The organism is Paenibacillus agricola, from assembly GCF_011440305.1.
GTDB lineage: Bacteria > Bacillota > Bacilli > Paenibacillales > NBRC-103111 > Paenibacillus_S > Paenibacillus_S agricola.
Window position 1 is genome coordinate 20,966 of the sequence record NZ_JAAOIW010000012.1, and the last position, 22,513, is coordinate 43,478.

The 22,513-nt window shown below is 45.5% G+C and carries 21 protein-coding genes; 15 read left to right on the forward strand and 6 right to left on the reverse strand.

Annotation, left to right across the window (positions count from 1 at the left end; all coding sequences use genetic code 11):
* Positions 1-58: 58 nt before the first annotated feature.
* The 3 genes from G9U52_RS26625 (at position 59) to G9U52_RS26635 (ending at position 3,151) form a co-directional block, all read left to right on the forward strand.
* Positions 59-391 carry a metal-sensitive transcriptional regulator gene (locus tag G9U52_RS26625; protein WP_166153705.1) on the forward strand — a complete coding sequence of 111 codons (333 nt, stop codon included), beginning with the start codon at positions 59-61 and terminating at the stop codon, positions 389-391.
* A 39-nt stretch (positions 392-430) separates the two neighbouring features.
* Positions 431-631, forward strand: a complete 201-nt coding sequence (locus tag G9U52_RS26630) for a copper ion binding protein (RefSeq protein ID WP_166153706.1) — start codon at positions 431-433, stop codon at positions 629-631.
* 96 nt (positions 632-727) lie between these two features.
* A complete protein-coding gene (locus G9U52_RS26635; RefSeq protein ID WP_166153707.1) occupies positions 728-3,151 on the forward strand; it encodes a heavy metal translocating P-type ATPase in 2,424 nt (807 codons plus the stop codon).
* A 53-nt stretch (positions 3,152-3,204) separates the two neighbouring features.
* On the opposite strand, the gene G9U52_RS26640 is transcribed toward G9U52_RS26635, so the two are convergent.
* Positions 3,205-3,711 (reverse strand): C40 family peptidase, encoded by a 507-nt coding sequence (locus G9U52_RS26640; RefSeq protein WP_166153708.1) that lies wholly within the window; start codon positions 3,709-3,711, stop codon positions 3,205-3,207.
* A 396-nt stretch (positions 3,712-4,107) separates the two neighbouring features.
* Between G9U52_RS26640 and G9U52_RS26645 the strand changes: the two genes are divergently transcribed.
* Entirely contained in the window at positions 4,108-5,076 is a 969-nt protein-coding gene (locus tag G9U52_RS26645) for a phosphotransferase (RefSeq protein ID WP_166153709.1), read from the forward strand.
* Between the two features lie 153 nt (positions 5,077-5,229).
* Entirely contained in the window at positions 5,230-5,799 is a 570-nt protein-coding gene (locus G9U52_RS26650; RefSeq protein WP_166153710.1) for a histidine phosphatase family protein, read from the forward strand.
* An 89-nt stretch (positions 5,800-5,888) separates the two neighbouring features.
* Here G9U52_RS26650 and G9U52_RS26655 read toward each other — a convergent pair whose 3' ends face one another.
* The gene (locus G9U52_RS26655) at positions 5,889-6,608 is read right to left on the reverse strand and encodes a hypothetical protein (RefSeq protein ID WP_166153711.1); all 720 of its coding nucleotides are present in this window, start codon (positions 6,606-6,608) and stop codon (positions 5,889-5,891) included.
* Positions 6,609-6,917: 309 nt separating this feature from the next.
* Positions 6,918-7,097 (reverse strand): ATP-binding protein, encoded by a 180-nt coding sequence (locus tag G9U52_RS26660; RefSeq protein ID WP_311764933.1) that lies wholly within the window; start codon positions 7,095-7,097, stop codon positions 6,918-6,920.
* Between the two features lie 93 nt (positions 7,098-7,190).
* Between G9U52_RS26660 and G9U52_RS41030 the strand changes: the two genes are divergently transcribed.
* The 8 genes from G9U52_RS41030 (at position 7,191) to G9U52_RS26695 (ending at position 16,483) form a co-directional block, all read left to right on the forward strand.
* Positions 7,191-7,325: a hypothetical protein gene (locus G9U52_RS41030; RefSeq protein WP_279538756.1), complete on the forward strand. Its 135-nt coding sequence runs from the start codon at positions 7,191-7,193 to the stop codon at positions 7,323-7,325.
* Positions 7,322-7,462 carry a hypothetical protein gene (locus G9U52_RS26665; RefSeq protein ID WP_166153713.1) on the forward strand — a complete coding sequence of 47 codons (141 nt, stop codon included), beginning with the start codon at positions 7,322-7,324 and terminating at the stop codon, positions 7,460-7,462. The genes G9U52_RS41030 and G9U52_RS26665 overlap by 4 nt, the downstream gene beginning before the upstream one ends.
* A gap of 216 nt (positions 7,463-7,678) precedes the next feature.
* On the forward strand, positions 7,679-8,515 hold the full coding sequence (gene efeO, locus G9U52_RS26670; RefSeq protein WP_166153714.1) for an iron uptake system protein EfeO: 837 nt from the start codon (positions 7,679-7,681) through the stop codon (positions 8,513-8,515).
* 4 nt (positions 8,516-8,519) lie between these two features.
* Positions 8,520-9,836, forward strand: a complete 1,317-nt coding sequence (gene efeB, locus G9U52_RS26675; RefSeq protein ID WP_166153715.1) for an iron uptake transporter deferrochelatase/peroxidase subunit — start codon at positions 8,520-8,522, stop codon at positions 9,834-9,836.
* 41 nt (positions 9,837-9,877) lie between these two features.
* Positions 9,878-11,770, forward strand: a complete 1,893-nt coding sequence (locus G9U52_RS26680; RefSeq protein WP_166153716.1) for an FTR1 family iron permease — start codon at positions 9,878-9,880, stop codon at positions 11,768-11,770.
* Positions 11,771-12,147: 377 nt separating this feature from the next.
* Complete coding sequence (locus G9U52_RS26685; RefSeq protein WP_166153717.1) at positions 12,148-13,911, forward strand: sensor histidine kinase; 1,764 nt, start codon at positions 12,148-12,150, stop codon at positions 13,909-13,911.
* A 46-nt stretch (positions 13,912-13,957) separates the two neighbouring features.
* A complete protein-coding gene (locus tag G9U52_RS26690; RefSeq protein WP_166153718.1) occupies positions 13,958-14,617 on the forward strand; it encodes a response regulator transcription factor in 660 nt (219 codons plus the stop codon).
* A gap of 192 nt (positions 14,618-14,809) precedes the next feature.
* Positions 14,810-16,483, forward strand: a complete 1,674-nt coding sequence (locus G9U52_RS26695; RefSeq protein WP_166153719.1) for a ribonuclease J — start codon at positions 14,810-14,812, stop codon at positions 16,481-16,483.
* A gap of 71 nt (positions 16,484-16,554) precedes the next feature.
* Here the strand turns inward: G9U52_RS26695 and G9U52_RS26700 are convergent, their stop codons facing one another.
* The 3 genes from G9U52_RS26700 to G9U52_RS26710 all read right to left on the reverse strand — a co-directional run bounded on the left by G9U52_RS26700 (position 16,555) and on the right by G9U52_RS26710 (position 19,624).
* Positions 16,555-17,763: an MFS transporter gene (locus G9U52_RS26700; RefSeq protein WP_243767578.1), complete on the reverse strand. Its 1,209-nt coding sequence runs from the start codon at positions 17,761-17,763 to the stop codon at positions 16,555-16,557.
* Between the two features lie 194 nt (positions 17,764-17,957).
* Complete coding sequence (locus G9U52_RS26705) at positions 17,958-19,142, reverse strand: MFS transporter (RefSeq protein WP_166153720.1); 1,185 nt, start codon at positions 19,140-19,142, stop codon at positions 17,958-17,960.
* A gap of 23 nt (positions 19,143-19,165) precedes the next feature.
* Positions 19,166-19,624 carry a MarR family winged helix-turn-helix transcriptional regulator gene (locus G9U52_RS26710; protein WP_166153721.1) on the reverse strand — a complete coding sequence of 153 codons (459 nt, stop codon included), beginning with the start codon at positions 19,622-19,624 and terminating at the stop codon, positions 19,166-19,168.
* A gap of 546 nt (positions 19,625-20,170) precedes the next feature.
* On the opposite strand from G9U52_RS26710, the gene G9U52_RS41035 reads away from it, so the two are divergent.
* Together G9U52_RS41035 and G9U52_RS26720 are read left to right on the forward strand one after the other, a co-directional pair.
* Positions 20,171-20,566: a MerR family transcriptional regulator gene (locus tag G9U52_RS41035; protein ID WP_166153722.1), complete on the forward strand. Its 396-nt coding sequence runs from the start codon at positions 20,171-20,173 to the stop codon at positions 20,564-20,566.
* Between the two features lie 394 nt (positions 20,567-20,960).
* Positions 20,961-22,475 carry an SWIM zinc finger family protein gene (locus G9U52_RS26720; protein ID WP_243767579.1) on the forward strand — a complete coding sequence of 505 codons (1,515 nt, stop codon included), beginning with the start codon at positions 20,961-20,963 and terminating at the stop codon, positions 22,473-22,475.
* The last annotated feature ends 38 nt before the right edge of the window (positions 22,476-22,513 follow it).

The following is a 22,513-nucleotide window of genomic DNA, read 5'->3' on the forward strand; positions in this document are numbered from 1 at the left end:
TACATACCACTGGGGGGTATGGTATAATAATAGTTAAGAAGGATAGGAGGCTAACCATATGGAAACCCTTGAAGAAAATGCAGAAGTGCTCTCAGAAGCCCATTGTGGCAATGCGAGGAAAAGCCATCATTCCGATAAAACAAAAGCAAATTTAGTGACACGACTCAATCGTATCGAAGGCCAAATTCGAGGCGTTAAGGGTTTAATAGAAAAGGATACTTACTGTGATGATGTATTAAATCAAATTGCTGCAGCTCAGGCGGCACTAAACAGTGTGGGCAAGCTCTTGTTAGAAGGCCATATGAAAAGCTGTGTGATCGAACGCATTCAGGCAGGGGAACATGAAGTTATAGATGAGTTATTGATTACCGTAAACAAATTAATGAAATAATAACGAATGGAAATAATAATGAATGATGGAGGAAACGATATGCAACATATAACCTTAAAAGTAGAAGGCATGACCTGCGGGCATTGTGTGAGTTCGGTTGAAGGTGCGGTTAAGAACGTAGGAGCTACAGGAAAAGTAGATCTATCAGCTAAAACCGTACAGATTCAATTCGATGAAGGCAAGCTCTCATTAGACAAGATTAAAGAGGCCATCGAGGATCAAGGATACGATGTAGGCTGAAAAAAAAGCGAGCACAGCGTGTTAAAACTCGTTGTGCTCAAATCTATATTTTTTTCGTGAAAATATACCCCCCAGTGGTATCAGGAGGCACATGCAATGGAAAAGGCTTTAGAACAACAGCAGACGACCTTGCAAATAACAGGAATGACCTGCGCTGCGTGCGCTAATCGGATCGAAAAAGGACTGAATAAGCTCGAAGGTGTGTCCAAAGCAAACGTAAATTTTGCCATGGAGCAAGCTTCCGTTACTTTCGACCCTGCAAAGGCGAATCTGGAGCAGATGGAACAAAAAATCGAGGCCTTGGGATATGGAACTGTGAAAGATGCAGCAGATTTTCAAATAACAGGGATGACCTGTGCAGCTTGTGCTACCCGTATTGAAAAAGGATTGAACAAAATGCCGGGTGTTACAAATGCTACGGTAAACCTCGCTTTAGAGACTGCCCATGTAGAATATTCATCCTCCATAGTATCGGTTGCCGATATGGTGGGCAAAGTAAAGCAGCTGGGATATGGAGCCTTTCCCAAACAAGAACAGCAGGAAACAGGAGATTATCGGCAAAAAGAACTGAGAAACCACAAGCTTAAGCTGATTGCTTCTGCGATTCTTTCTCTGCCTTTGCTTTGGGCAATGGTCAGCCATTTTTCTTTTACTTCGTTTATATGGCTGCCGGAATTGTTTATGAACCCGTGGTTCCAATTAGCTCTGGCGACTCCTGTCCAATTCATTATCGGTTGGCAGTTTTATATAGGTGCCTATAAAGCGCTTCGTAACGGCAGTGCAAATATGGATGTGCTGGTTGCACTCGGAACCTCCGCGGCTTACTTTTACAGCTTATATCAAACGATACGTTCACTAAATAATAATGTCCATCATGAAGTGGCTTTATACTATGAAACAAGTGCTGTCCTGATTACACTGATTCTGCTTGGAAAGCTATTTGAGATCTTGGCTAAAGGCAGGACCTCTGAAGCCATAAAAACACTCATGGGGCTTCAAGCTAAAACAGCAATAGTTCTCCGTGAAGGGGAAGAAATCAGTATACCCATAGAGGAAGTAGCGGTTAAAGATGTCATTGTAGTTAAACCCGGAGAAAAAATACCGGTAGATGGCGTAGTTATACAAGGGGCTTCCTCGGTTGATGAAGCCATGCTAACAGGCGAAAGCATCCCAGTGGACAAGCGTGCTGGTGATTCCGTTTTCGGAGCTACGATCAATAAAAATGGCATGTTAAAAATTGAAGCTACGAAGGTAGGCAGGGAAACAGCCCTTGCCCAAATTATTAAGGTGGTAGAGGAAGCACAAGGCTCAAAAGCTCCGATCCAAAGAGTAGCGGATGCCATCTCCGGAATTTTCGTTCCTATTGTAGTCGGGATTGCCATTTTAACCTTTTTAATTTGGTATTTCGGTGTAGAACCAGGCAATTTCTCGAGTGCCTTAGAAAAAGCCATTGCCGTTCTTGTTATAGCTTGCCCTTGTGCGTTGGGACTTGCTACTCCTACGTCCATTATGGCAGGGTCGGGCCGTGCAGCAGAATGGGGTATTCTATTTAAAGGTGGAGAGCACCTGGAAGCTACTCATCGTATTGAGACCCTTATTTTAGACAAAACCGGAACAGTCACAAATGGAAAACCGGAACTCACCGATATCATTACCGCTAACGGGATGCAAGAGGATATCTTCTTGCGCTTGGTAGGTGCAGCCGAAAAAAATTCGGAGCATCCTTTGGCTGAGGCCATCGTGAAAGGAATCAAGGAAAGAGGAATCGAGCTTCTGGAGACTGAGCTGTTTGAAGCTATTCCGGGTTATGGGATTCGTGCTGTCGTTGAAGGTAAGGAAGTGCTGGTTGGGACAAGAAAGCTAATGGACAACTATGAAGTGGATGCTGAGGCTGCATTTGAAAAGATGAGCCGATTAGAGGAAGCTGGTAAAACATCGATGCTGGTTGCTATCGATGGCAGGTATGCGGGAATAGTTGCCGTAGCGGATACGATCAAGGATACGTCCAAAGAGGCGGTAGCCCGTCTAAAAAATCTTGGAATTGAGGTCATCATGATCACCGGAGATAATGAGCGGACAGCGAAAGCGATAGCGGCTCAGGCAGGTATTGACCAGGTTTTGGCCGAAGTTTTACCGGAAGGCAAAGCGGCTGAGGTTAAAAAACTGCAGGCAGCAGGGAAAAAGGTAGCCATGGTTGGAGATGGCATTAACGATGCACCCGCTCTGGCAACTGCGGATATAGGAATGGCGATGGGAACCGGTACAGACGTAGCCATGGAGGCCGCTGATGTGACCTTAATGCGCGGCGATTTAAACAGCATACCGGATGCGATATTTATGAGCAAAAAAACAATGGCAAATATCAAACAAAATCTGTTTTGGGCTTTAGCGTACAACGTAATTGGGATTCCCATAGCAGCATTAGGCTTTCTGGCTCCTTGGCTTGCTGGTGCGGCGATGGCGCTGAGCTCCGTATCCGTCGTATTAAATGCACTTAGACTTCAGCGGATTAAACTTTAATGATAATAGCCTAAGGGTAGCTACCCTTAGGCTATACGATGTTTAGTTAATACTTAAATTACACGACGTGCTGTGATGTAATGAGAATTCCAATAGGAGTTAACCGTAGAGATTTTCACCCCACCTGCTCCATAAGTGTGCAGCATTTTGTTATTGCCCACATAAACTCCAACATGCCCTACTCCTGACCGACCAGGAACGGAGAAGAAAAGCAAGTCACCCTTCTTCCAGTTTCGTTTCGATACATAGCTTCCCATTTTTGATTGCTGTGCAGATGTTCGAGGCAGGTTTATGCCATATTTTCCGTAAATAAATTTTGTCAAGGTCGAGCAATCGAATGTACGGGTCTGGCCAACCTTAGCGCCAAATTTATAAGGAGTACCTTTATACTTGAGGCCTAAAGAAATAATTTTACTTGCTTTCGACACTGCGGATGTGGATACTGCAGATTCAGCTGCGGATGCATGTTGAGGATTACCCAATACTCCCCCACTGATACCGATAGTAGTTACTAAAGTCATAATGGCTAAACGCTTAGCCCATACTTGATGTAATTTCATTTCGTAAATTCCCCCTTGAATAAATTTCAGCTAGGCTTGTCTTATAAAAAAAGCGCTTGCTTGTTTGCTAACCTGCGCTCAGTATAACAGTTATAAAACATCCTATAATTTGGCACCCTGTGGTAAAACCGTTGGTACACAAGGCTTCAGCTGAATTTATTAAAATGCAATTAGAATTTTCTAATTTAGTACCCCTTGACTTTGTGAACCATTGCCAGAGTTGGATACTTCGTTAATGCCGATGAATGAATTCATCCGTTTGGTAACGGAAAAGACAATTTGATCACTAAGGTAGAATAGCGGCATATAACAGCTACTGCGGTCATATAATACCCGAAAATACCCAGAAATTCGAACATAATTTCGATCCTTGACTGGGCTTGGAGGAGATTTGTTGTGCATACAAAAGCTAGAGATGAGATATTTGAATCTATCAAAGCTATGTTTAACATCAACATTGTGGCGTATGCACAAATCGAGTTGGGGTATTTGAATGTAAAATGGAAATTGGAAACCGATCAAGGCAAGCTATTCGTCAAAAAATATAGCAAAACCCGCTATCCCGAGAAGCTGATGAAAGGGCTGGAAATTTCCTTGTCTCACCAAGCTCATCTCCATGCGAATGGCATCCCTTCTCCAAAGCTGTTCTCCTATGCTGGGAACTATGTATTAAGTACTCCTTCGGGGGCACGGTTCGTTTTAATGAGTTTTTGTGCGGGGAATATGATTAAACCGGGCTCTGCGAATGAGCACCAAATGCATAGCTTGGGAAACATAACCGGCAGCATGCATGAACTTTTAAATGCCAATCCGGCGAGCGGCCTGCAAATGCATTGGCATATTTGGACAAAGGAGAGCTTGCAGGCAAGCTGGACATCAAGATGGTCTGAAGCCCATTCCCTTCAAAGTGAAGCGACAATGGCAGCGCTGGACATCCAAAAGAAAATTATCCAAGAAACCGATATCTCCATCTTCTCGCAATGCGAGCCTGGCTGGTGCCATTGGGATTTGTTTGTAGATAATATTTTATTTGCACCTGAATCGGTCGCTGCTATTTTGGACTTTGACCGTGTGCATTATGTATATCCGGAATTCGATATATCGAGAGCTATTTTGTCTTGTGCATTAGATGGGAACGAGCTTCGCATAGAGTTAGTTTCTGCTTTTGTGGCTGGTTATCGCGCTCACCGGTCGCTCTCGGTCGAGAAGCTTATTCGGTCCATTCAATTAACGTGGTGGAAAGAAGCCGGATGGCTGGAAGTTGACAAAGCGCAGGATTACGCACCCTTAAGGAGATTCAGGCAAGAAAATATTTGGGTGGGCAGTAATTGGGGGAGGCTTTCGGAGATTTTTTCGGGAATCTAGCAACTCTATTAAAGCCTTCTTTAGCTTAAAGTAGGTTCCTAAATATGGTAATATAAAATGAGGAATCAGAGAGGGAAAAGAGAACAATCTTGGAAATTTGTAGCCTAGAAACCAATGATTCGCCACACAGGTGGAATAAGAAAGGGGAAGCCCATGCAAACGACTATTTATATGGTAAGACACGCTGAATCTCCTTTTACATTCGGGCAAGAGCGAGAACGCGGGCTATCTCCAGAAGGCTTTGTAGAAGCGAAGCGGGTAGCCCAATTATTTACTGATATTGACGTTCATTATATCGTATCCAGTCCCTATGCCAGAGCCCAGCAGACCATTCAGCATATAGCTGAGCAAAAGTCTTTGCCAATCATAGAGTTCGAGGAGCTCGCCGAGCGCTCGATCATGGGCTTGAACCACATAGCTGCATGGGATGTATTATATGAAGCGATCCGTCAATCTTTTGACGATAAGGATTTTGCTCTAGAAGGTGGCGAAACCACAAGAAGTGCGCAGCAAAGAGCCGTGCCTATTCTGGAGAAGCTATTAGAGGAGCAGCGGGGGAACACTGTAGTCATTGGCACACATGGCAACATGATGACGATTATTATGAATCATTACGACCCTAGCTATGGGTTTGATTTTTGGAACACGACCTCCAAGCCTGACATCTACAGAATGACTTTCAGTCAAAATCGGTTAGAGCAGGTCGAGCGGATTTGGGAATGAGTATTAACGTAATATGTGTGTTTGCACAATAAAGGACCGTCAGATGATCTTATCTGGCGGTCCTTTATTATTCATGCATTCTTATCAAGCTAGTTGAGCGTGATAGCCGAAAGACTTCCATTACTATTAAAATCCTTCGTATAGAATAACGTAGCGGTCGCAGTCACCTTGCCGCTTGGTCCCGTTACCGTTATCGTCGGATTGGAGGAATAGCCGGCCCCTGGATTCGTAATCGTTATCTCCGTCACAACGCCATTCGTAACTGTTGCAGTTGCTGTGGCCAGAGTCCTTGACCAGACCTCACCTCTGCTTCCATTATAGCGATAATAGTTGGACACCTCATCCAAGCGTTCATTTGTAATCCCATAAGGTGCAAGGACTTTAAGCAAGGCAGCTTTGTTACGCAGTGCGAGTGCTGAGTTGGGTCCACCGCTTTCCGTTCCTGCAGGAGTCACTCCGCTAAATGCTTGCCTAAATACCTCTGTGGGCACTCCAAGCGCCGCGGCAATTAGCACAACCGGTCTGCCATGATCCACTTGGTCGGTGTCAAACCCACCGGATATGACAACGGAAGTACCATTTTCAGGATTGGTAGTGGTAGAGGTTGTAGCCTTAGGTGCACCTTGGTTGGAGGATGGCGTTGTAGCCTGGCCAGAGCCTTGGGCGGGCTTCCCAGACTTTTCAGCTTTGTGTGCGGCAGGTGGACGTTGTTGGTGACCGGCATTGCTATAGGCGAATGCGGTCATGCCTCCCAGGATGGATAAGGATAGAACGCTGATAAGGGCTAGACTTAATGTAGTTTTTTTCATGGTATTGGCTCCTTTATTTATGAGAGTGTTGTTTCCTACAGCTTCAATATACAACTCTATTGTGTTGGCAGAATGTTGAAAAAAACCGTTAAAGGCTCAAAACAAAAACCAGTGGTTGAGAATCGAGATTGGTGTATTCCTCACTCAACAAGTAAGTGACAATGATAGGCTTAATATCAGTGACTACAACGAAGAAGCAGATCTCTGCGATGATCTGCTTCATACTCAAGTACCTGTGGTAGCGAATGCTTCCTGGCTTCGCGTCAAGACTGGTTGCTACAATTTCGGTAATAAACCGGTAGTGACAGTTTAATCCTTCAATTCATTGAAGGCAGAAACTAGCGGCAGCTCGAACCAGAACGTCACGCCGCCCTCCACATTGGCCGCTCCATATCCCATCTGGTGCAAATCCAAAATGCGTTGGACGATAGATAAGCCGAGGCCCGTTCCGCCTTCGCCGCGGGTGCGAGCTTTGTCCACTTTCTGCACAAAAGGTAGCCTCAACGGCCAACCTGTTCGGCGAAGGTGGAGGCCGGGCTCCATACGCGATGGAAGGGCGCCAGCAAGGAGGAACGCAGTCAGTTGAAGGAGCACGAGGAAGCCAAGGTTTACAGGAGGGTCAAGGCAAGCAAAGCACTCAAGGGGTCTCAGAACAAGCTTTCCGCGGGGGAGGAGAAAAGGGGCAGGAAGGGATACAGCGAGGTACAGAAGGCATGAAAGGCAGCAGCGCTAATGCGTTAGAGGTTTTGGTAACGTATTTCGGTATCATGTCCGTATTTGTTATGGGTACGTATTACTTTGAAAAGATGTGGAACCGTAGAAAGCGGGCGAGCAAGGTGAAAGCCAATGCCTAGACATGGATTGCTTGCACGTGACTAAAGCAAAAAGGAAATGACAAATGCCGCTCCAGTATATCCAATTTTGAGATAGAGCCACCGTTAAAAAAAGAAAAGATAGAAGATTGCAGATTCGTCACATCTTTCCAGAAAAATGAATTGAAAATTAGGTTCATTTGTGTTATTTTCAACTGATATTGATTATCATTATTATTTAAGGAGATGTCCATGCTTATGCAAACCCGTAATTTTATGACCGTTGCCGTTATCTGCTCATCCTTATTGTTTGCTGGGTGCGGAGCCGATTCCGCCAGCAAGAGCCAACCCACGGCTAAAGCCGAGAGCGCTGATCTTAAAAAGGCGACGGACGATTATCGCAAATATGTGATCGAGCAATGTGATGCTTTTGTTAAAGCGACAGGCGAATTCGTAGCTGCGATAAATGCCGGAGACCTTAAGAAAAGCCAGGACTTGTACGCTCCAACCCGGATGTTCTATGAACGGATCGAGCCTATTGCTGAAACTCTCGACAATTTGGATCCAGACATCGATGCACGTGAGGGTGATGTAGAAGATAAGGACTGGAAAGGATTCCATCGGATCGAAAAGGGCTTGTGGATCGATAAAACAACCAAAGGTCAGGAGAAATATGCCGACGAGCTATTGAAAAACAGTAAGTTGCTTCGTGCAAAGGTAGAAACGGTCGAAATCGATTCCAGCTTGCTCTTGACAGGTGCCGTTGAATTGCTAAACGAGGTTTCTTCATCCAAGGTAACCGGTGAAGAGGAGCGCTACTCGCATACCGACCTGTATGATTTTGCGGCTAATGTTGAGGGAGCAGACAAAATTTTTGAATTGCTGAAGCCGGAGCTCCAGAAGAAAGATGCGACGCTTTCTAAAACGATTGAGGATCGGTTTACTGCCTTAACCAAAGAGCTGGCACCCTTTAAAAAGGGTGAAGGCTATGTATTATATACGGAATTGACTTCCGACCAGACGAAAAAACTGAGTCAAGCTATCGATGCCTTAGCAGAGCCTTTGTCCAATATGGGCAAAAAGTTAGGAGCTTAAGACTATGGAGCCTATCGATCAACAAGCGGCAGAGGAGAAGCGCTCCGGCAAGATTGAAGAATCTAAAGGAAATACCGGCATTTCACGTCGTGATGTTCTTAAGCTGGCAGGCGCCGGGGGCTTGGGTCTGCTGCTGGGCTCGATGGGCATAGACGGCCTATTAAAAGGAACCCCGCTTGGCAGCAATTTTGCTGAAGCTGCTAAGGATACAGTTCCTTTCTATGGCGAACATCAAGCTGGAATTGCTACACCGGCGCAAAACTTCATCTGCTTCGCTTCGTTCGATCTTTCGACAACGAGCCTAGGTGACGTGCAGCAGTTATTCCGGGAATGGACGGGTGCGTCCGCCATGATGTGCAGTGGAAGGCCCGTCGGAGACGAAACGGGCAATTCGGCGCATCCTCCAGTGGATACGGGTGAGGCGGTTGGTTTGCATACCTCCAATACGACGATTACGTTCGGAGTTGGTCCTTCACTGTTCGATGCGCGTTTGGGGCTTGCCGCCAAACGCCCTGCCGAATTGGCCGATCTCCCCGCATTCGGGGGAGACAACCTGCGCAGCGAGTGGTGCGGGGGCGACATCGGCGTGCAGGTATGCGCGGATGATTTGCAGGTCGCGTTTCACGCCGTACGCAACCTGACGAGAATCGCACGGGGGACAGCCGTACTTCGCTGGACCCAAGAAGGCTTCCAGCGGACTTCAACTGCAGCCGCCACTGTCAGCGATACACCGCGTAACCTGCTGGGCTTCAAGGATGGCACGGCCAACCTTGATACCAAAGATGGCGCACTTATGCAGGAGTTCGTCTGGACGCAGCCAGCAGACGGTCCAGCTTGGCTGGCGGGTGGAAGCTATATGGCCGTCAGACGTATTCGGATGCGCATCGAGGTGTGGGATCGCTCCACGCTAGGTGACCAGCAAGCTACCTTCGGGCGCTACAGGGATAGCGGTGCGCCGCTTGGCGGCAATAAGGAAATGGATGCATTGCCACTCGAAGCCAAGGGCGAGAACGGCCAGCCGGTTATTCCAATGAATGCCCACGTTCGTCTTGCTCACTCGGAAGGCAAGGAGAAAATGCTGCGCCGCTCGTTTTCTTATTCAAGCGGTATCGATCGCCAGACTGGGCAGCTTGATGCTGGGCTGTTATTCGTCAGCTACCAGCGCAGCTTGGTCAAGCAGTTTATTCCAATCCAGCAGCGTCTTGCCAGGCAGGATAAGCTTAACGAATATATCAGCCATGTCGGAAGTGCCGTATTCGCATGTTTTCCCGGTGTTCGGGAGGGCGGCGGGTACATCGGGCAGGCGCTTTTTGAGGGATGAGACAGCGGGAACGAGAACGAGAACGAGGAGAATGGCCTGAGATGAATAAAAGGCGAGGATGGTTTGTAATCAAGCCCGTTTGGCATGTTATCATCATAACGTTCCTCCTCATGCTGATCGGAGGGGGAATAGGTTCGGCTGCCAATGATGTGAATGCGGCTGCTGTGCAAGCTACGGAAGATGCGGAAGCTGGTACAGCCGCTGTAGTAGCCATGGCTTCCGCTAGGACCACTGCCGCGGCTACTCCGGTGCCCGCAGCTACAGCTGTCGCAGCTGCTCCCCAAGTGGAGTCGCTGCTGCCGATCACCGGCGGAGCGATCGTTCACGCCGGGCAGCAGGATTGGCCGGAGGCGGCCAAGGAGCTGGCGCAATTCGAAGCAGAATGGCAAGCTATAGCTCCTTCCGCTTCTGTGCTTTCCGGCAATGTGGACGCTGCCTTAGCCGCAGCCCAGCGGGCGCTTAAGGATGCAGCAGCCCAGCCAGACCAAGCCTATCAGGCGATTTCGCTGCTGACGAAAGCTACCGGCGCTTATGTGGCTGCCCAGCAGCCCGCAACTGCCAAAGCGGATGGCAAAGCCTTGGCAAAAACACTGCTGCCCGCGCTCCAGCAAACGCTGGACGCGGTTCGCAGGAACGATATAGCCAAGGCGAAAAGCGAGTACAAACGCTTCGACGGCCAATGGTCGAAAGCGGAAGGTGCGATCCGTTCTGATCATAAAGCAGCATATGGCGCTATTGAGACGAAGCATAGCCTTGCCCGGATCGCTTTGCAGGCGGAGCCGCCGAGGATGGATGAGGCGTTAACGGGGATCACGGATTTGATGAAGCAAATCGAGGACTATTCGAATGGTCAGCTTCAGCAGGTTGATTCAGCATCGGCTAATGAGAATTATACAATCGGTGATGTCCTGCAATTGCTCCAGCAAGCACAAGCTGCGGTTCTTGCGGGTGACCCGTCTTCAGCAGTAGGTCATCTACAAAGGTTTATCCAAATTTGGCCGTCGGTTGAAGGTGCAGTATCCACACGAGATCCAGGTGTATACGCCAAGATTGAGAATGAAATGACAGAGGCCGCCGGCCAGCTGCTATCGAAGCCACCCCAAACAGAAGCAGCCAGTGTGGGAATCGCAACCATGATTTCCGAGCTGGAGCCGTTTCAAAGCTTATCCAGTTATACTGCATGGGATGCGGCTTTAATCCTGCTGCGTGAAGGTGTAGAAGCTTTGCTCGTGCTGGTCTCACTGCTGGCATTCCTTAACCGTACTGGCAACGGAGCCAAGCAAAAGTGGGTATGGTGGGGCTCCTTCACCGGTCTATTGCTCAGTGGAGCGCTAGCCATGCTGCTAACCTTCACTATGGCAAGTATAGCAGCGGGCAGCACGCGCGAGATGATAGAAGGCGTCACAGGGCTGGTTTCTGTGGTTATGCTGCTTACAGTTGGTGCTTGGCTTCATGGCAAGACCCAAGCCCAATCCTGGAACCGATACATTCAGGGTCGTGTAGGGGGAGCGTTGGAGAACGGCAACCTATGGACTTTATTCGTAGTAGCAGGCTTGGCGATATTACGTGAGGGAGCAGAAACGACGATTTTCTATATCGGTATGGCTCCTTCTATTGCGACTGACCAGCTCCTGTTAGGTATCGGCTGTGCGTTTGCCGTGCTTCTGCTGCTTGGTTATGTGATGGTGAAAGGCAGCTTAAAGTTGCCAATCCGACCGTTTTTTATCGTGGCTACCGTGCTCATTTATTATCTGGTCTTTAAATTTCTTGGACAAAGCATTCATTCCCTTCAAGTGGCAGGAAGCTTGTCCGCTCATACCCTTCCAAAACTTCCGGCTTGGAGCTGGCTTGGCTTTTATCCGACTTGGGAATCGACATTGCCGCAGCTCGCCATACTGGTCTTTATTGGCTGGAGAATGAAAAGGACAGGATGACAATTTGAAAGAATGTAAGCTGGTTACTTTGATTTTTGAAATATAAGAAAAGAGATGCTTGTCATTTTATGGCAGGCATTTTTTTTGTTCATGAACCCACATTCTTAGTCATCGCCGCTGGCGGCATTATGGATAGCAACGGGAGGAGAATATAGTTACGGAGATCATTCTTCAGGCGATCCTATATGCTCATGATAAGCTGTATAAATTGGATAATTTTGTTAGTTGAAGCGTAAAGGGTTTAAATATCGGGTATATAAAATATAAAGAGAATATAAGGTTCAGCATACAAGCTTCTCTATTTTTTTAGTCCATGATTTTTGGTAGAATAGATATAGCATACAAGAGACGAGTCCTGCACGGAGGTTAGCTGTCTAATGAGCATCGATTTGTTTTTATCTGCATTGCTAATGGCAGTTACCTATTGCTCATTGTTTATGTGCTACCTCTCATGGAAAAGAAGAGAGCTTCCAATTGTAGTTAGCTATGGCTTGGGCTTATTGACCAGTGTCTTTTATACATTCGGTTATGCTTTTGAAATTGTTAGCTCCACATTGGAGGAAATTAAATTTTGGCTTAAAATTGAATATATGGGGATTCCATTTGGTACGGTGATTTGGTTTATCATGGTCTTGCAGTATACAGGCCGTCAAGCCCTACTTTCCCGGTGGAGAATTGCTCTATTGCTTGTCGTTCCTATCGTTACGTTTATTGCCCATTATACGAATGATTGGCATCATCTATTCTACAAGAGTATGGAGTTGGATGAGTCAGAAGGATTCCCGCTCGTTGATTTGGTTACCGGTCCCTTGTACAAGCTGCATGTTGGCTATTCGTATACGTTTTTCATAATTGGCATGGTTCTATTGCTCCATATGTATTGGCATGCCCCTATTTATATGAAGAAACAAATTGCGTTTATGATTATTGGTTCTTGTGGGCCTTATGGAGTTACGCTTATTTATTTGATTGGAGCCTTATACATACCCATTGACATATCTCCCTTCGGATTTGCATTTTCGGGTATATTTTTTATGTGGGGCATCTATCAATTTAACCTGCTAAAATTGGCGCCTTTGGCTTTGAAAAAGGTTTTTGAATCGATGCAGGATGCCGTTATTATCCTGGATTTAGATCATCGAATCACCAGCTTCAACCAGTCGGCCAAAAGATTTATGTTCGGGTTTAATTATAAAAAGCTGATTGGAAAGTCCGTTGTGCCCATTTTTTCGATGTATCCTGATTTGGTCGCTAAGATTGAGCAAGAATTTTCAACGGACTTCAAAGTGAAAATTTCGGATCAAGCCAACTCCAAATTTTATAATGTCAGCCTATCACTGATATCGGACAGTAGACAGCAAGTGGTCGGAAAAATGATTGTACTAAGGGATATTACGGAGGAAGTGCTTTCCGAGGAGAGGATGCTTGCTAACACCAGGCAGTTAAGTGAACTCAATACGCTTAAGGATCGTTTATTTAATGTCATTGCCCATGATATTCGGGATCCGTTGGCCATACTGATCAGTCTGATGGAGCTTATGGAGGATGAGATGAAGGATTGCGGCAATGAGCATGAGGAAGTTATGCAAGAAATGGGCCAGCAAATCCAAAATACATATACACTGGTGGAAAGCTTGTTGGATTGGTTTCGGAGCCAAAGGGGTGGGATGCTGTTTAACCCAGTCCCAAGAGACTTATCTGACGTTATGCAAAAAAACATCTATTTGCTGCAATTACGAAGTGAGGGCAAGCATATTCAAATCCATTCCCATATCCCTAAAGGTATGTTGGTGCTGGCTGACAAAGAAATGCTTGATTTGATTATTCGTAACTTGCTTTCCAATGCTATCAAATTTACGGAATATGAAGGCAGCATCCATTTAAAAGCCGACGAGGCAGAGGGTAAGATCATTGTATCCGTTCGGGATACGGGAACAGGCATTGCCCCAGACCAGGCGAGAACGTTATTTCAAGAGGAAGGGATGCCGGTATCCTTAGCGGGAACAGCCGGGGAGGTAGGCGTCGGACTGGGGCTTACCCTATGCAGGGAATTTGTCCGCATGAATGGGGGGGAAATTTGGTTCGAGAGCAAGCTTGGGCAGGGCAGCACCTTTTACTTCTCCATTCCTGCTTCTTCCTAAAAGCAGATTCTGGCTCTACCCTACAATACGGAAGGAGCAAAAAGCTGTGAAGGTCGTTGTTATTGATGATGAAAGAGCCATGCATTTGATCATGAAACGAATGCTGAGCAAGTTCGATAAGATCCAAATCGTGGAATGCTTCCAGGACACGGCAACGGCCTATTTATATTTAGAGAGCCATGATGCGGATCTTGTGTTTGTAGACATTAGTATGCCTAGGGAAGGTGGCCTTGATTTTGCCAAAAGATTGAGGGCAAGCGGCGTGCAGGTGAAGCTTGTATTCGTTACCTCCCATAAGGAATTTGCATTGTCGGCCTTTGACGTCCATGCTTATGACTATATTGTAAAGCCTGTATCCCAAGAAAGGCTAAATAAGACGCTCCATAGGGTGCTTGCTGAGCAGGCGCGAAATCTCCAGCAGGCAGAGGCAGCGGCTACAGCCCCATCTCGATCCCCTTCCAAGGAAGCAGCGCTTCCATCACTGAATGGGAATGACCGAGGGAAGCTTGTTGAACCCTTGACGAACCGTGAGATTGAGATATTGAAAGCCTTGGCACAAGGCTTATCGAACAAGGAAATAGCGGATCAATTCGTACTTACGGAAGGCACTGTCAAAAATCATGTGTTCAATTTGTATGGCAAGCTTGATGTGAAAAGGCGGAGCCAAGCGATCGTTCTGGCAAGAGAGCTGGGAATACTGAAATAGCTAATAGTGATAGTGACAAATTGTATACAAAAAACGGAACCTTTCTTTAACAAGGGATTCTGTTTTTTTGTTGTTGTATATGGCAGGTTCGGTTTGTTTAAGCATTATCCAATACCTTAATGGCAATACTTTAGATGGAACGTGATTCATTGAATGTTTATGAATGAAGCATGCCAAAAAAGGGGGATGATTATGCACATTAACAAACAGCGGCTGTCCGTTTTCGCTTTAGGAGGCGTGAATGAAATCGGGAAAAATATGTATGTAATCCAATTCGAGGATGATATTATAGTCATCGATTGTGGATCCAAATTTCCCGATGAAAGCTTATTAGGTATTGATTTAATTATTCCGGATATTAGCTACTTGCTGGAAAACAAAGATAATGTACGAGCTTTAATCATTACCCACGGCCATGAAGACCACATCGGAGGCGTAGCTTACATATTAAGGCAGTTGAACATGCCGATCTATGCAACACGTTTAACTCTGGGATTAATAGAAGGCAAGCTAAAAGAAGCTGGACTTCTTGCGGACGCCACCTTGGTTGAAATTAATTCTGATTCAAGGATTGAATTGGGATCTATCACTTCGACCTTTTTCAGAACTAATCATAGTATCCCTGATTGTCTGGGCATTGCCTTTCACACACCTGAAGGAACTGTTGTACATACTGGGGATTTTAAATTCGATTTAACACCAGTAAACGAACAATATCCGGATATCCACAAGATGGCCGAAATAGGCATGAATGGTGTTTTAGCTCTATTGTCTGAAAGCACAAACGCAGAACGTCCGGGATTTACTCCTTCAGAGCGTATTGTTGGTGAGCATATTGAAGAAGCCTTCAGTAAAGCCAAGCAAAAAGTATTTATCTCAACCTTCGCCTCAAACGTACATCGACTTCAGCAGGTTGTGGATGCGGCGGTTCTAACCAATCGAAAGCTAGCTTTACTAGGCCGAAGCATGGTGAATGTAGTAAGAATTGCTTCAGAGCTAGGGTATTTACACATTCCTGAAGGTATGCTCGTGGAAGCTAATGAGATCAGCCGGATGGCTCCGGATAGAATTGCCATCCTGTGCACTGGAAGCCAAGGGGAGCCTATGGCAGCTTTGTCCCGCCTTGCCAGCTCAACATATAGGCAAGCAGAAATTGCCGCTGGAGATACAGTCATTATCTCTGCATCGCCCATACCAGGAAATGAAAGAAATGTAGCGCGTATTGTAGATAATTTATTTCAGTTGGGCGCCAAAGTTATCTATGGCTCAGGCTCGGTGACTGGTATGCATGTTTCTGGCCATGCAAGTCAAGAGGAGTTGAAATTAATGCTGACATTAATGAAACCGAAGTACTTTATTCCTATTCACGGGGAATTCCGTATGCTTCACCAGCACAGCTTGCTTGCTGAATCCGTTGGAGTGGAAAGTGACAATATCTTCATTATTAATATTGGTGATGTCGTCGATATTGAGAATCAAGTCGCCAGCCAGAATCGGAAAGTAGCAGCGGGAAACACCCTCGTGGACGGATGGGGTGTGGGTGATGTAGGAAACATCGTATTGCGTGACCGCAAGCATCTATCGGAGGACGGTATTCTAGTTATGGTGGTTACACTTAGTAAGACAGACGGCAAGATCATATCAGGTCCAGATATAATATCCCGGGGATTCGTGTATGTTCGTGAGTCCGAAGCTTTAATAGATGAAGCGAACCGTATCGTTAAAGACACGATCAATCAATTGCAGGCCCAGAATATTAATCAATGGAGTTCCCTTAAAATCAATGTGAAGGCTGTTCTGGGAAGGTATTTGTATGAGCATACGGGAAGAAGGCCGGTCATTCTGCCTATTATTATGGAAATATAAAAACGTGTAAGAGGAGCTGCCAATGGAAGCTCCTCTTACACGTTTTTATCCAGAAATAAATTATAGATAGCTCATCCCGCCGTTTTAGGCTTAATCGTGAACAGAGCGAACAACGCCGCCGCAGCAGCAATAGCGGCAAATGTATAGAATAAAGCTGTCTCATTGCCCAACAGCAATGACGTGAGAGGGGGACCTGCTGCTACACCGATAAATCGCATACTGCTGTAAAGTGAGGTAATGGTGCCGCGCTGCTTTTTATCAATACCTTCGGTGACCATAGCATCCAAGCAAGGCAATACGATACCAATACCAATACCCGTGGCAAAAAGAAGGGACATTAATGGAAATAACGCTTTAACCTGCAACCAGCCACAGGCCAGCATCGCTGCAGTTACAATTACAAGCCCTGTAAAAGTAAGCCACTTCATCCGTTGTTTGTTCTTGCCGACCAGCTTTCCAGTTAAGAATGAGAAGAAGCAGACAGCGACAAGTGGAATCGCCAGCATCAGCCCTTTCTGAATTCCCTGGATCTGATGCCTATCTTCAAGTATTGAGGAAAGGTAGAATAAAAACCCGAATAGCACAAACATGCTGATGCCACCAATACCAAATATGGTGTAGAGCCAGCGTCCTTTTTGCTGGAGGATTTGTTTGATTGAGTTTGCGAATACCTTCAGCGTGAGCTTTTCATCCAGCTCGCCACCGGGTATTTTGATCAGGAAGGAGACTGCCAGAATGGAGATCAGACAGAACAAGGGGATGATGAGAAAGGGTAGAAACCACAACAGAAGAGCAAGTGCAGAGCCTAACACGGGGCTTAGTACCTTGCCAAACGTATTAGAGGTCTCTACGATTCCAAGCCCATTTGTCACCTCTTCTTCGCTCTTGAACATGTCCCCGACGAGAGGAATTACAATAGGAAAAGCACCCGCGGCTCCAATCCCCTGTACGAATCTCCCCGCAAGTATTACCCAATAGGCTTCTAGACCACCCATAAGCCAAGCTCCTAATCCTGATACGCCGCCTCCGACAGCGGCAAGGATTAGGCTGGGTATAATAACTTTTTTACGACCAAATCGATCTGATAAATAACCGGCAATGGGTATGAAAATAATAGCAATGGCAGCATATACGGTAATAATAAGGCTGGATTGTACGGAAGAAATGCCTAATTGCTTCTCCATAATCGGCAGCAAAGGGATAAGCATCGAATTTGCCAATGTCATAATAATGGGCACGGAGGCTACGGCCGCAAGTTCGAGCTTTTTAGTATTATCCAAACTAACTCCACCTTTTCTGGTAACCCAAATGTTCCAGCCTGCCTATCTCCATTTGTAGTATGATCTGCATTTATGAATTTTATTAAACGATAATTTTGATTAAAGCAAAGAAACCAATCCAACACTTTATTCCGTGTTAGACTGGCTTCTTTGCTTGCTGGGTTGTTTGTTTAATAGAATGTCTGGAAGGGAAGTCACTGCGCCAAGCGGGCTTTCGAGCGTCGATGATGGAGCATATAGTAGATGATAGCTGTACAAGCAACAATAAGACTGCCTACCAAATACATCGTTCGGTAACCCGATTTGGCAGCTACCATGCCAAGAATATAAGAGCCAAGCCCATAGCCAGAATCGAATAGCATGAAGTAAGTGCCCATGGCCAAGCCTCTGCGATGGCTAGGGGAGACTTGCACGGCTATTGCTTGAAAGCTGGGCAGCAAGGCACCGAAGCCCAAGCCGATAATTGCACCCGCCACTAAAAATACAGCTACTGAATGGGCCTGGCTTAACCAAAGCATGCCGATCACGAACAGAGCAATTCCTGGATAGACAAGAACATGCTCGCCTGCTCGGTCGAATAGCTTGCCTGTGAAGGGACGGGATACCAGGATCATCGCGGCAAACACCATAAAGAAATAACTGGCCATTTGTTCCATCCCTAAGAACTTGGCATACACCGATATAAACGTAGAAATGGCTCCGTAGGAAAAGGCCAATATACTCCCGGCAAGAGAGATGGGGATCGCTTTAGGCTCAATAAATCTGCGCCAATTATAGGACTTTACGATAGCAGGCTGATTCTGCAGCTTCAGCTTCAGTGGAATTCGTGTTAGCTGGCTGCAAGCGAATGCCAATAAAGAGAAAACGAAGCATGCCCCGAATAAGGCAGTAAAATGATAATGGGACAAAACAGTGAGTCCTAAAAAAGGACCAATGACCATAGCAAGGCTCATAAAAAGGCTGAAATAGCCGATCCCCTCACCTCTACGCTGCACTGGAATAATTTCAATCGCAATAGCTGACGTAACGGTAGCTGCAATGCCGAATCCAACGCCGTGAACAATCCGCAGGATGAGCAGCATGGAAAAGCTATGGATTGTAAGATATAAGAGACTGCATACGGTGAAAAGGGCTAGCGAGTAAAAAATGATTTTTTTTCGGTTAAGCTCATCAAACCAAAGTCCGGTTAACGGGCGGAAAATAACCGCTGCAATAATGAATACGGTCGTCACCAGGCCGATTTGCTGATTGCTGCCCTGCAGATCATCCAGGACAAAGGAAGGAAGCGTAACAGCCAGCATATAAAACGTAATAAATATAAAAAAGCTGCTTAAACTAATCAATATAAAATCTTTGTTCCATAAAGTGGTCTTTTGCATTCTAGGTACTCTTCTTCCATTTGTTATTTACTTAAGCTTGTCTTCAAGCTTGCATCAATATTCGTGTTAATTTGCGTTAATGTCTTTCGAAGCTGGGACAGATCCCCATCTGATAAGGATGCACCGATGTTATTTAAGAATTCAGCTTCTACAGGCAACAATTGTTCATTCAACAGCCTGCCCTGCTCGGTTACATAGGTTAAAAAAGATCGCCTATCCTCGTTGTTTTGGACTCTTTGAATCCAACCCTTTCGCTCCAGCTGGTCTAATATTCTTGTGACATTGGTCGGGTCTTTAAAGCTGCGGATAGCAAGCTCTTTCTGTGTGATTCCATCCTGCTTAGCTAAGCGGAGCAGCAAAGACCACTGCTCAGACGTAATATCGAAGGATTGAAATTTGGACGTTAAAAGCTGGTTCAGCCTTCTGGCAGTTTGGCTGATTAGAACACCGATGGAATCATTAGTATCATGGGACTCATTCAAATTAGGATCACCTCTCTAATAAATTAATTGCTATAGCAACTATATATATGTATATTATATGTACAGCATTAATTAATTGTCAATTATATTAGAGGGAAGGTCTATATGCCCCGAAAAATACTTCGTAGTCAGTCCGTACAGTATCCATTTGCAGTCAAGTTAAATGAAACAAGAGTTCTAACACGCGATGGAAAAGGCACTATTATTAATAGAAGGAATGAATGGATTTTTGTGAAACTCGATAGAAACGACCAAACCATTAAGGCTAATATCTTTTTAGTAGAACTTTTAGCGCAAAAAAAGAACCCTTTATAAGGTTATAAGTATCATGCAACAACAGGTATTGTCTCCCAAGCCATTAGTAAATATAAGCATAGAATAGCCCTTTTTCTTCGGGATCGAGAGCTTTTTTGTCTATGCCATAAAGCGGTTCCAGTCATACTCTGTCAAATCGTGGCATCCGGTTCTAATGCCGCTTGACTTGGAGCTGGCTCCAAGTAGTATGATAAGGCTATGTAAATTTAAATTAGAAAGCAGGTGAGCAGGGTGGGCGAATCCTTCTCCATTAAACAAATATCGGAGCAGTCCGGGATCAGCGAAGATACGATTCGTTACTATGAAAAAATCCAACTGCTCCCACCAGCGATGCGTAAGGGTAATGGCCACCGTATGTATAGCTTAGCGGATTTGCAAGTCATGCATATGATTACTTGCTTGAAAAAAACAGGGATGTCGTTAGACGAAATGAAGCTTTATTTGCTTGCGGATGGAGAGAGTCTACAAACAGCTGCTGAGCAAGATGCCCTATTGCAGGAGCATAAGCTTAAAATTAAAGCCCAAATGGAGCATCTGCAAGTCATCTTGGATTTAATCGACTTTAAATTGGAATCTGGCGAAAAGCTGGGGATCAAACCTGGTGCAGCCTGGACGTCGACATTATAATTGGAATATTAGAAGAAGGGTCTGGCTTAATGCTGGACCTTTTTTTTTGAGTTTACCCTATTATTTATGAGGAGGATTGTGATGGAGGCTAGAAGGATTAGCAAGGGGGATTCGCCTAGAATACTTCAATTAGTTGAACAATGTAAACCCTATGTGGCAGCTCACAACGTGTACATATACCTACCCTATGAAAGGGACTCACCATGGCTATCACTTACGCTTACTGCCACGTTAGCCGATATATGTGCATAGATGAGTGGAGAGTCATCTTTACTATAAATTCATGTGCAAAATAATCCCATATTACGATTCGTTTTTTTAATTAAAGGGTAAAAATACCAAATCTATGCTTGCTTGTATAAAGCAGTTTTTGTCGTATAAAGCATCTATTTTATTGTGCAAAGCACTAATTCATCCCACTATTCTGTACAAGAAAGGAACAACGATGATTTCTTTTAATGAAGCACATGTAGATTCTTTGGCAATCAACAGCAGCGCAATGAAAAATGGCCGTGATCTGGTTAAAAAGAACAGCTTCCCCATTCTGGGTAAATCCGCGGATGAGACGATCATTTTCGGTGAGTGCAAGGGCAGCGGCAAAGAGCCTTATCACTGCTCCGTCGATTATATCAAACTGGAGGAGCCCATTTTTCGCTGCAGCTGCCCAAGCCGGCAATTTCCCTGCAAGCATATTCTGGGACTCATGTACGCTTATGCACTAGGCCAAACCTTTGAAATCGCTGATATTCCCGAGGACATTGTCAAGAAAAGGGAGAAAGCCGAAATCCGCGAAGAAAAGAAAGAAGAAAAGAAAAAAGAACCGATAGGCGAAGTTTCGGAGAAACGTAAAAAAACGAATCAGTCGGCTTTGCTCAAAAAAATAGCATCACAGCTCGAAGGCATCTCTTTATTGGAGAAGCTTATTCATCAGCTAACGAATTCGGGTCTCGGTAGTCTGGACAAGAAAACAGTGAAAACCTTGGAGGATCAAGCCAAGCAGCTCGGTAACTATTACATCCCGGGGCTGCAAACCGCTTTTCGTGCCTTGCTTTTTAAGCTGAATGCGTTGCAGGCAACAAGCAGCTCTGAAATGAAGGAATCCTTATATACCTCGATTGTCGAGAGCTTAGGTATTTTGCATACCTTGGTGAAGAAAAGCCGGGAGTATTTAAGCGGACGCCTCGAGAATCCCGAAACTCCGATAGACAGTGAAACGACGCTGGAGGAGTGGATCGGCCACGCTTGGCAGCTTACAGAGCTTCGTGAGCAAGGGCGTGTGCGTCCTGGCGCAGAGCTGATGCAGCTATCCTTGCTTTCCTATGCGGATCAAGCGCGCAGCGAATTCGTCGATGAGGGCTATTGGTTTGATTTATTGACGGGTAAATTGGAAGTCACCCGTTCTTACCGTCCTTTTAAAGCGGTAAAGCATATGCGCGAGGAAGATACGGTATATGAGGTCGTCATCACAGAAGAGCTGGTTATGTACCCTGGAGAGCTCAATGCGAGAGTTCGATGGGATACCTCCACCTTGCGTGGAGTGGCTATCGAAGATTTGGCGGTAATCCGAAATGCAGCATACACTTCCTTTCCCGATGCGATTAAGCTGGTCAAAAACCAGATTAAAAATCCGTTGTCGGATAAGCATCCCGTCCTGCTGCTGTTTTATAGCGAAATCAGGCAAATTGAAGATTCCCTGATAATTGTAGATGCACAGGGCAAACAGCTGCAATTGGCCAATATCGCTTTTCCTGACCATGATACGACCTCATTGGTTGCTTTATTGAATAAGCAATATGTGAAGAATCAGGCGATACTCGTTAAATTTGGCCATAATATGGATAAAAACCAGCTACAGGCACAGCCCCTAAGCATTGTGGCGACTGAAGATATCATCCGATTCTTATATTAATTTAGATGCTGGCTTGGATTGTTAGCTGGACTTAATAA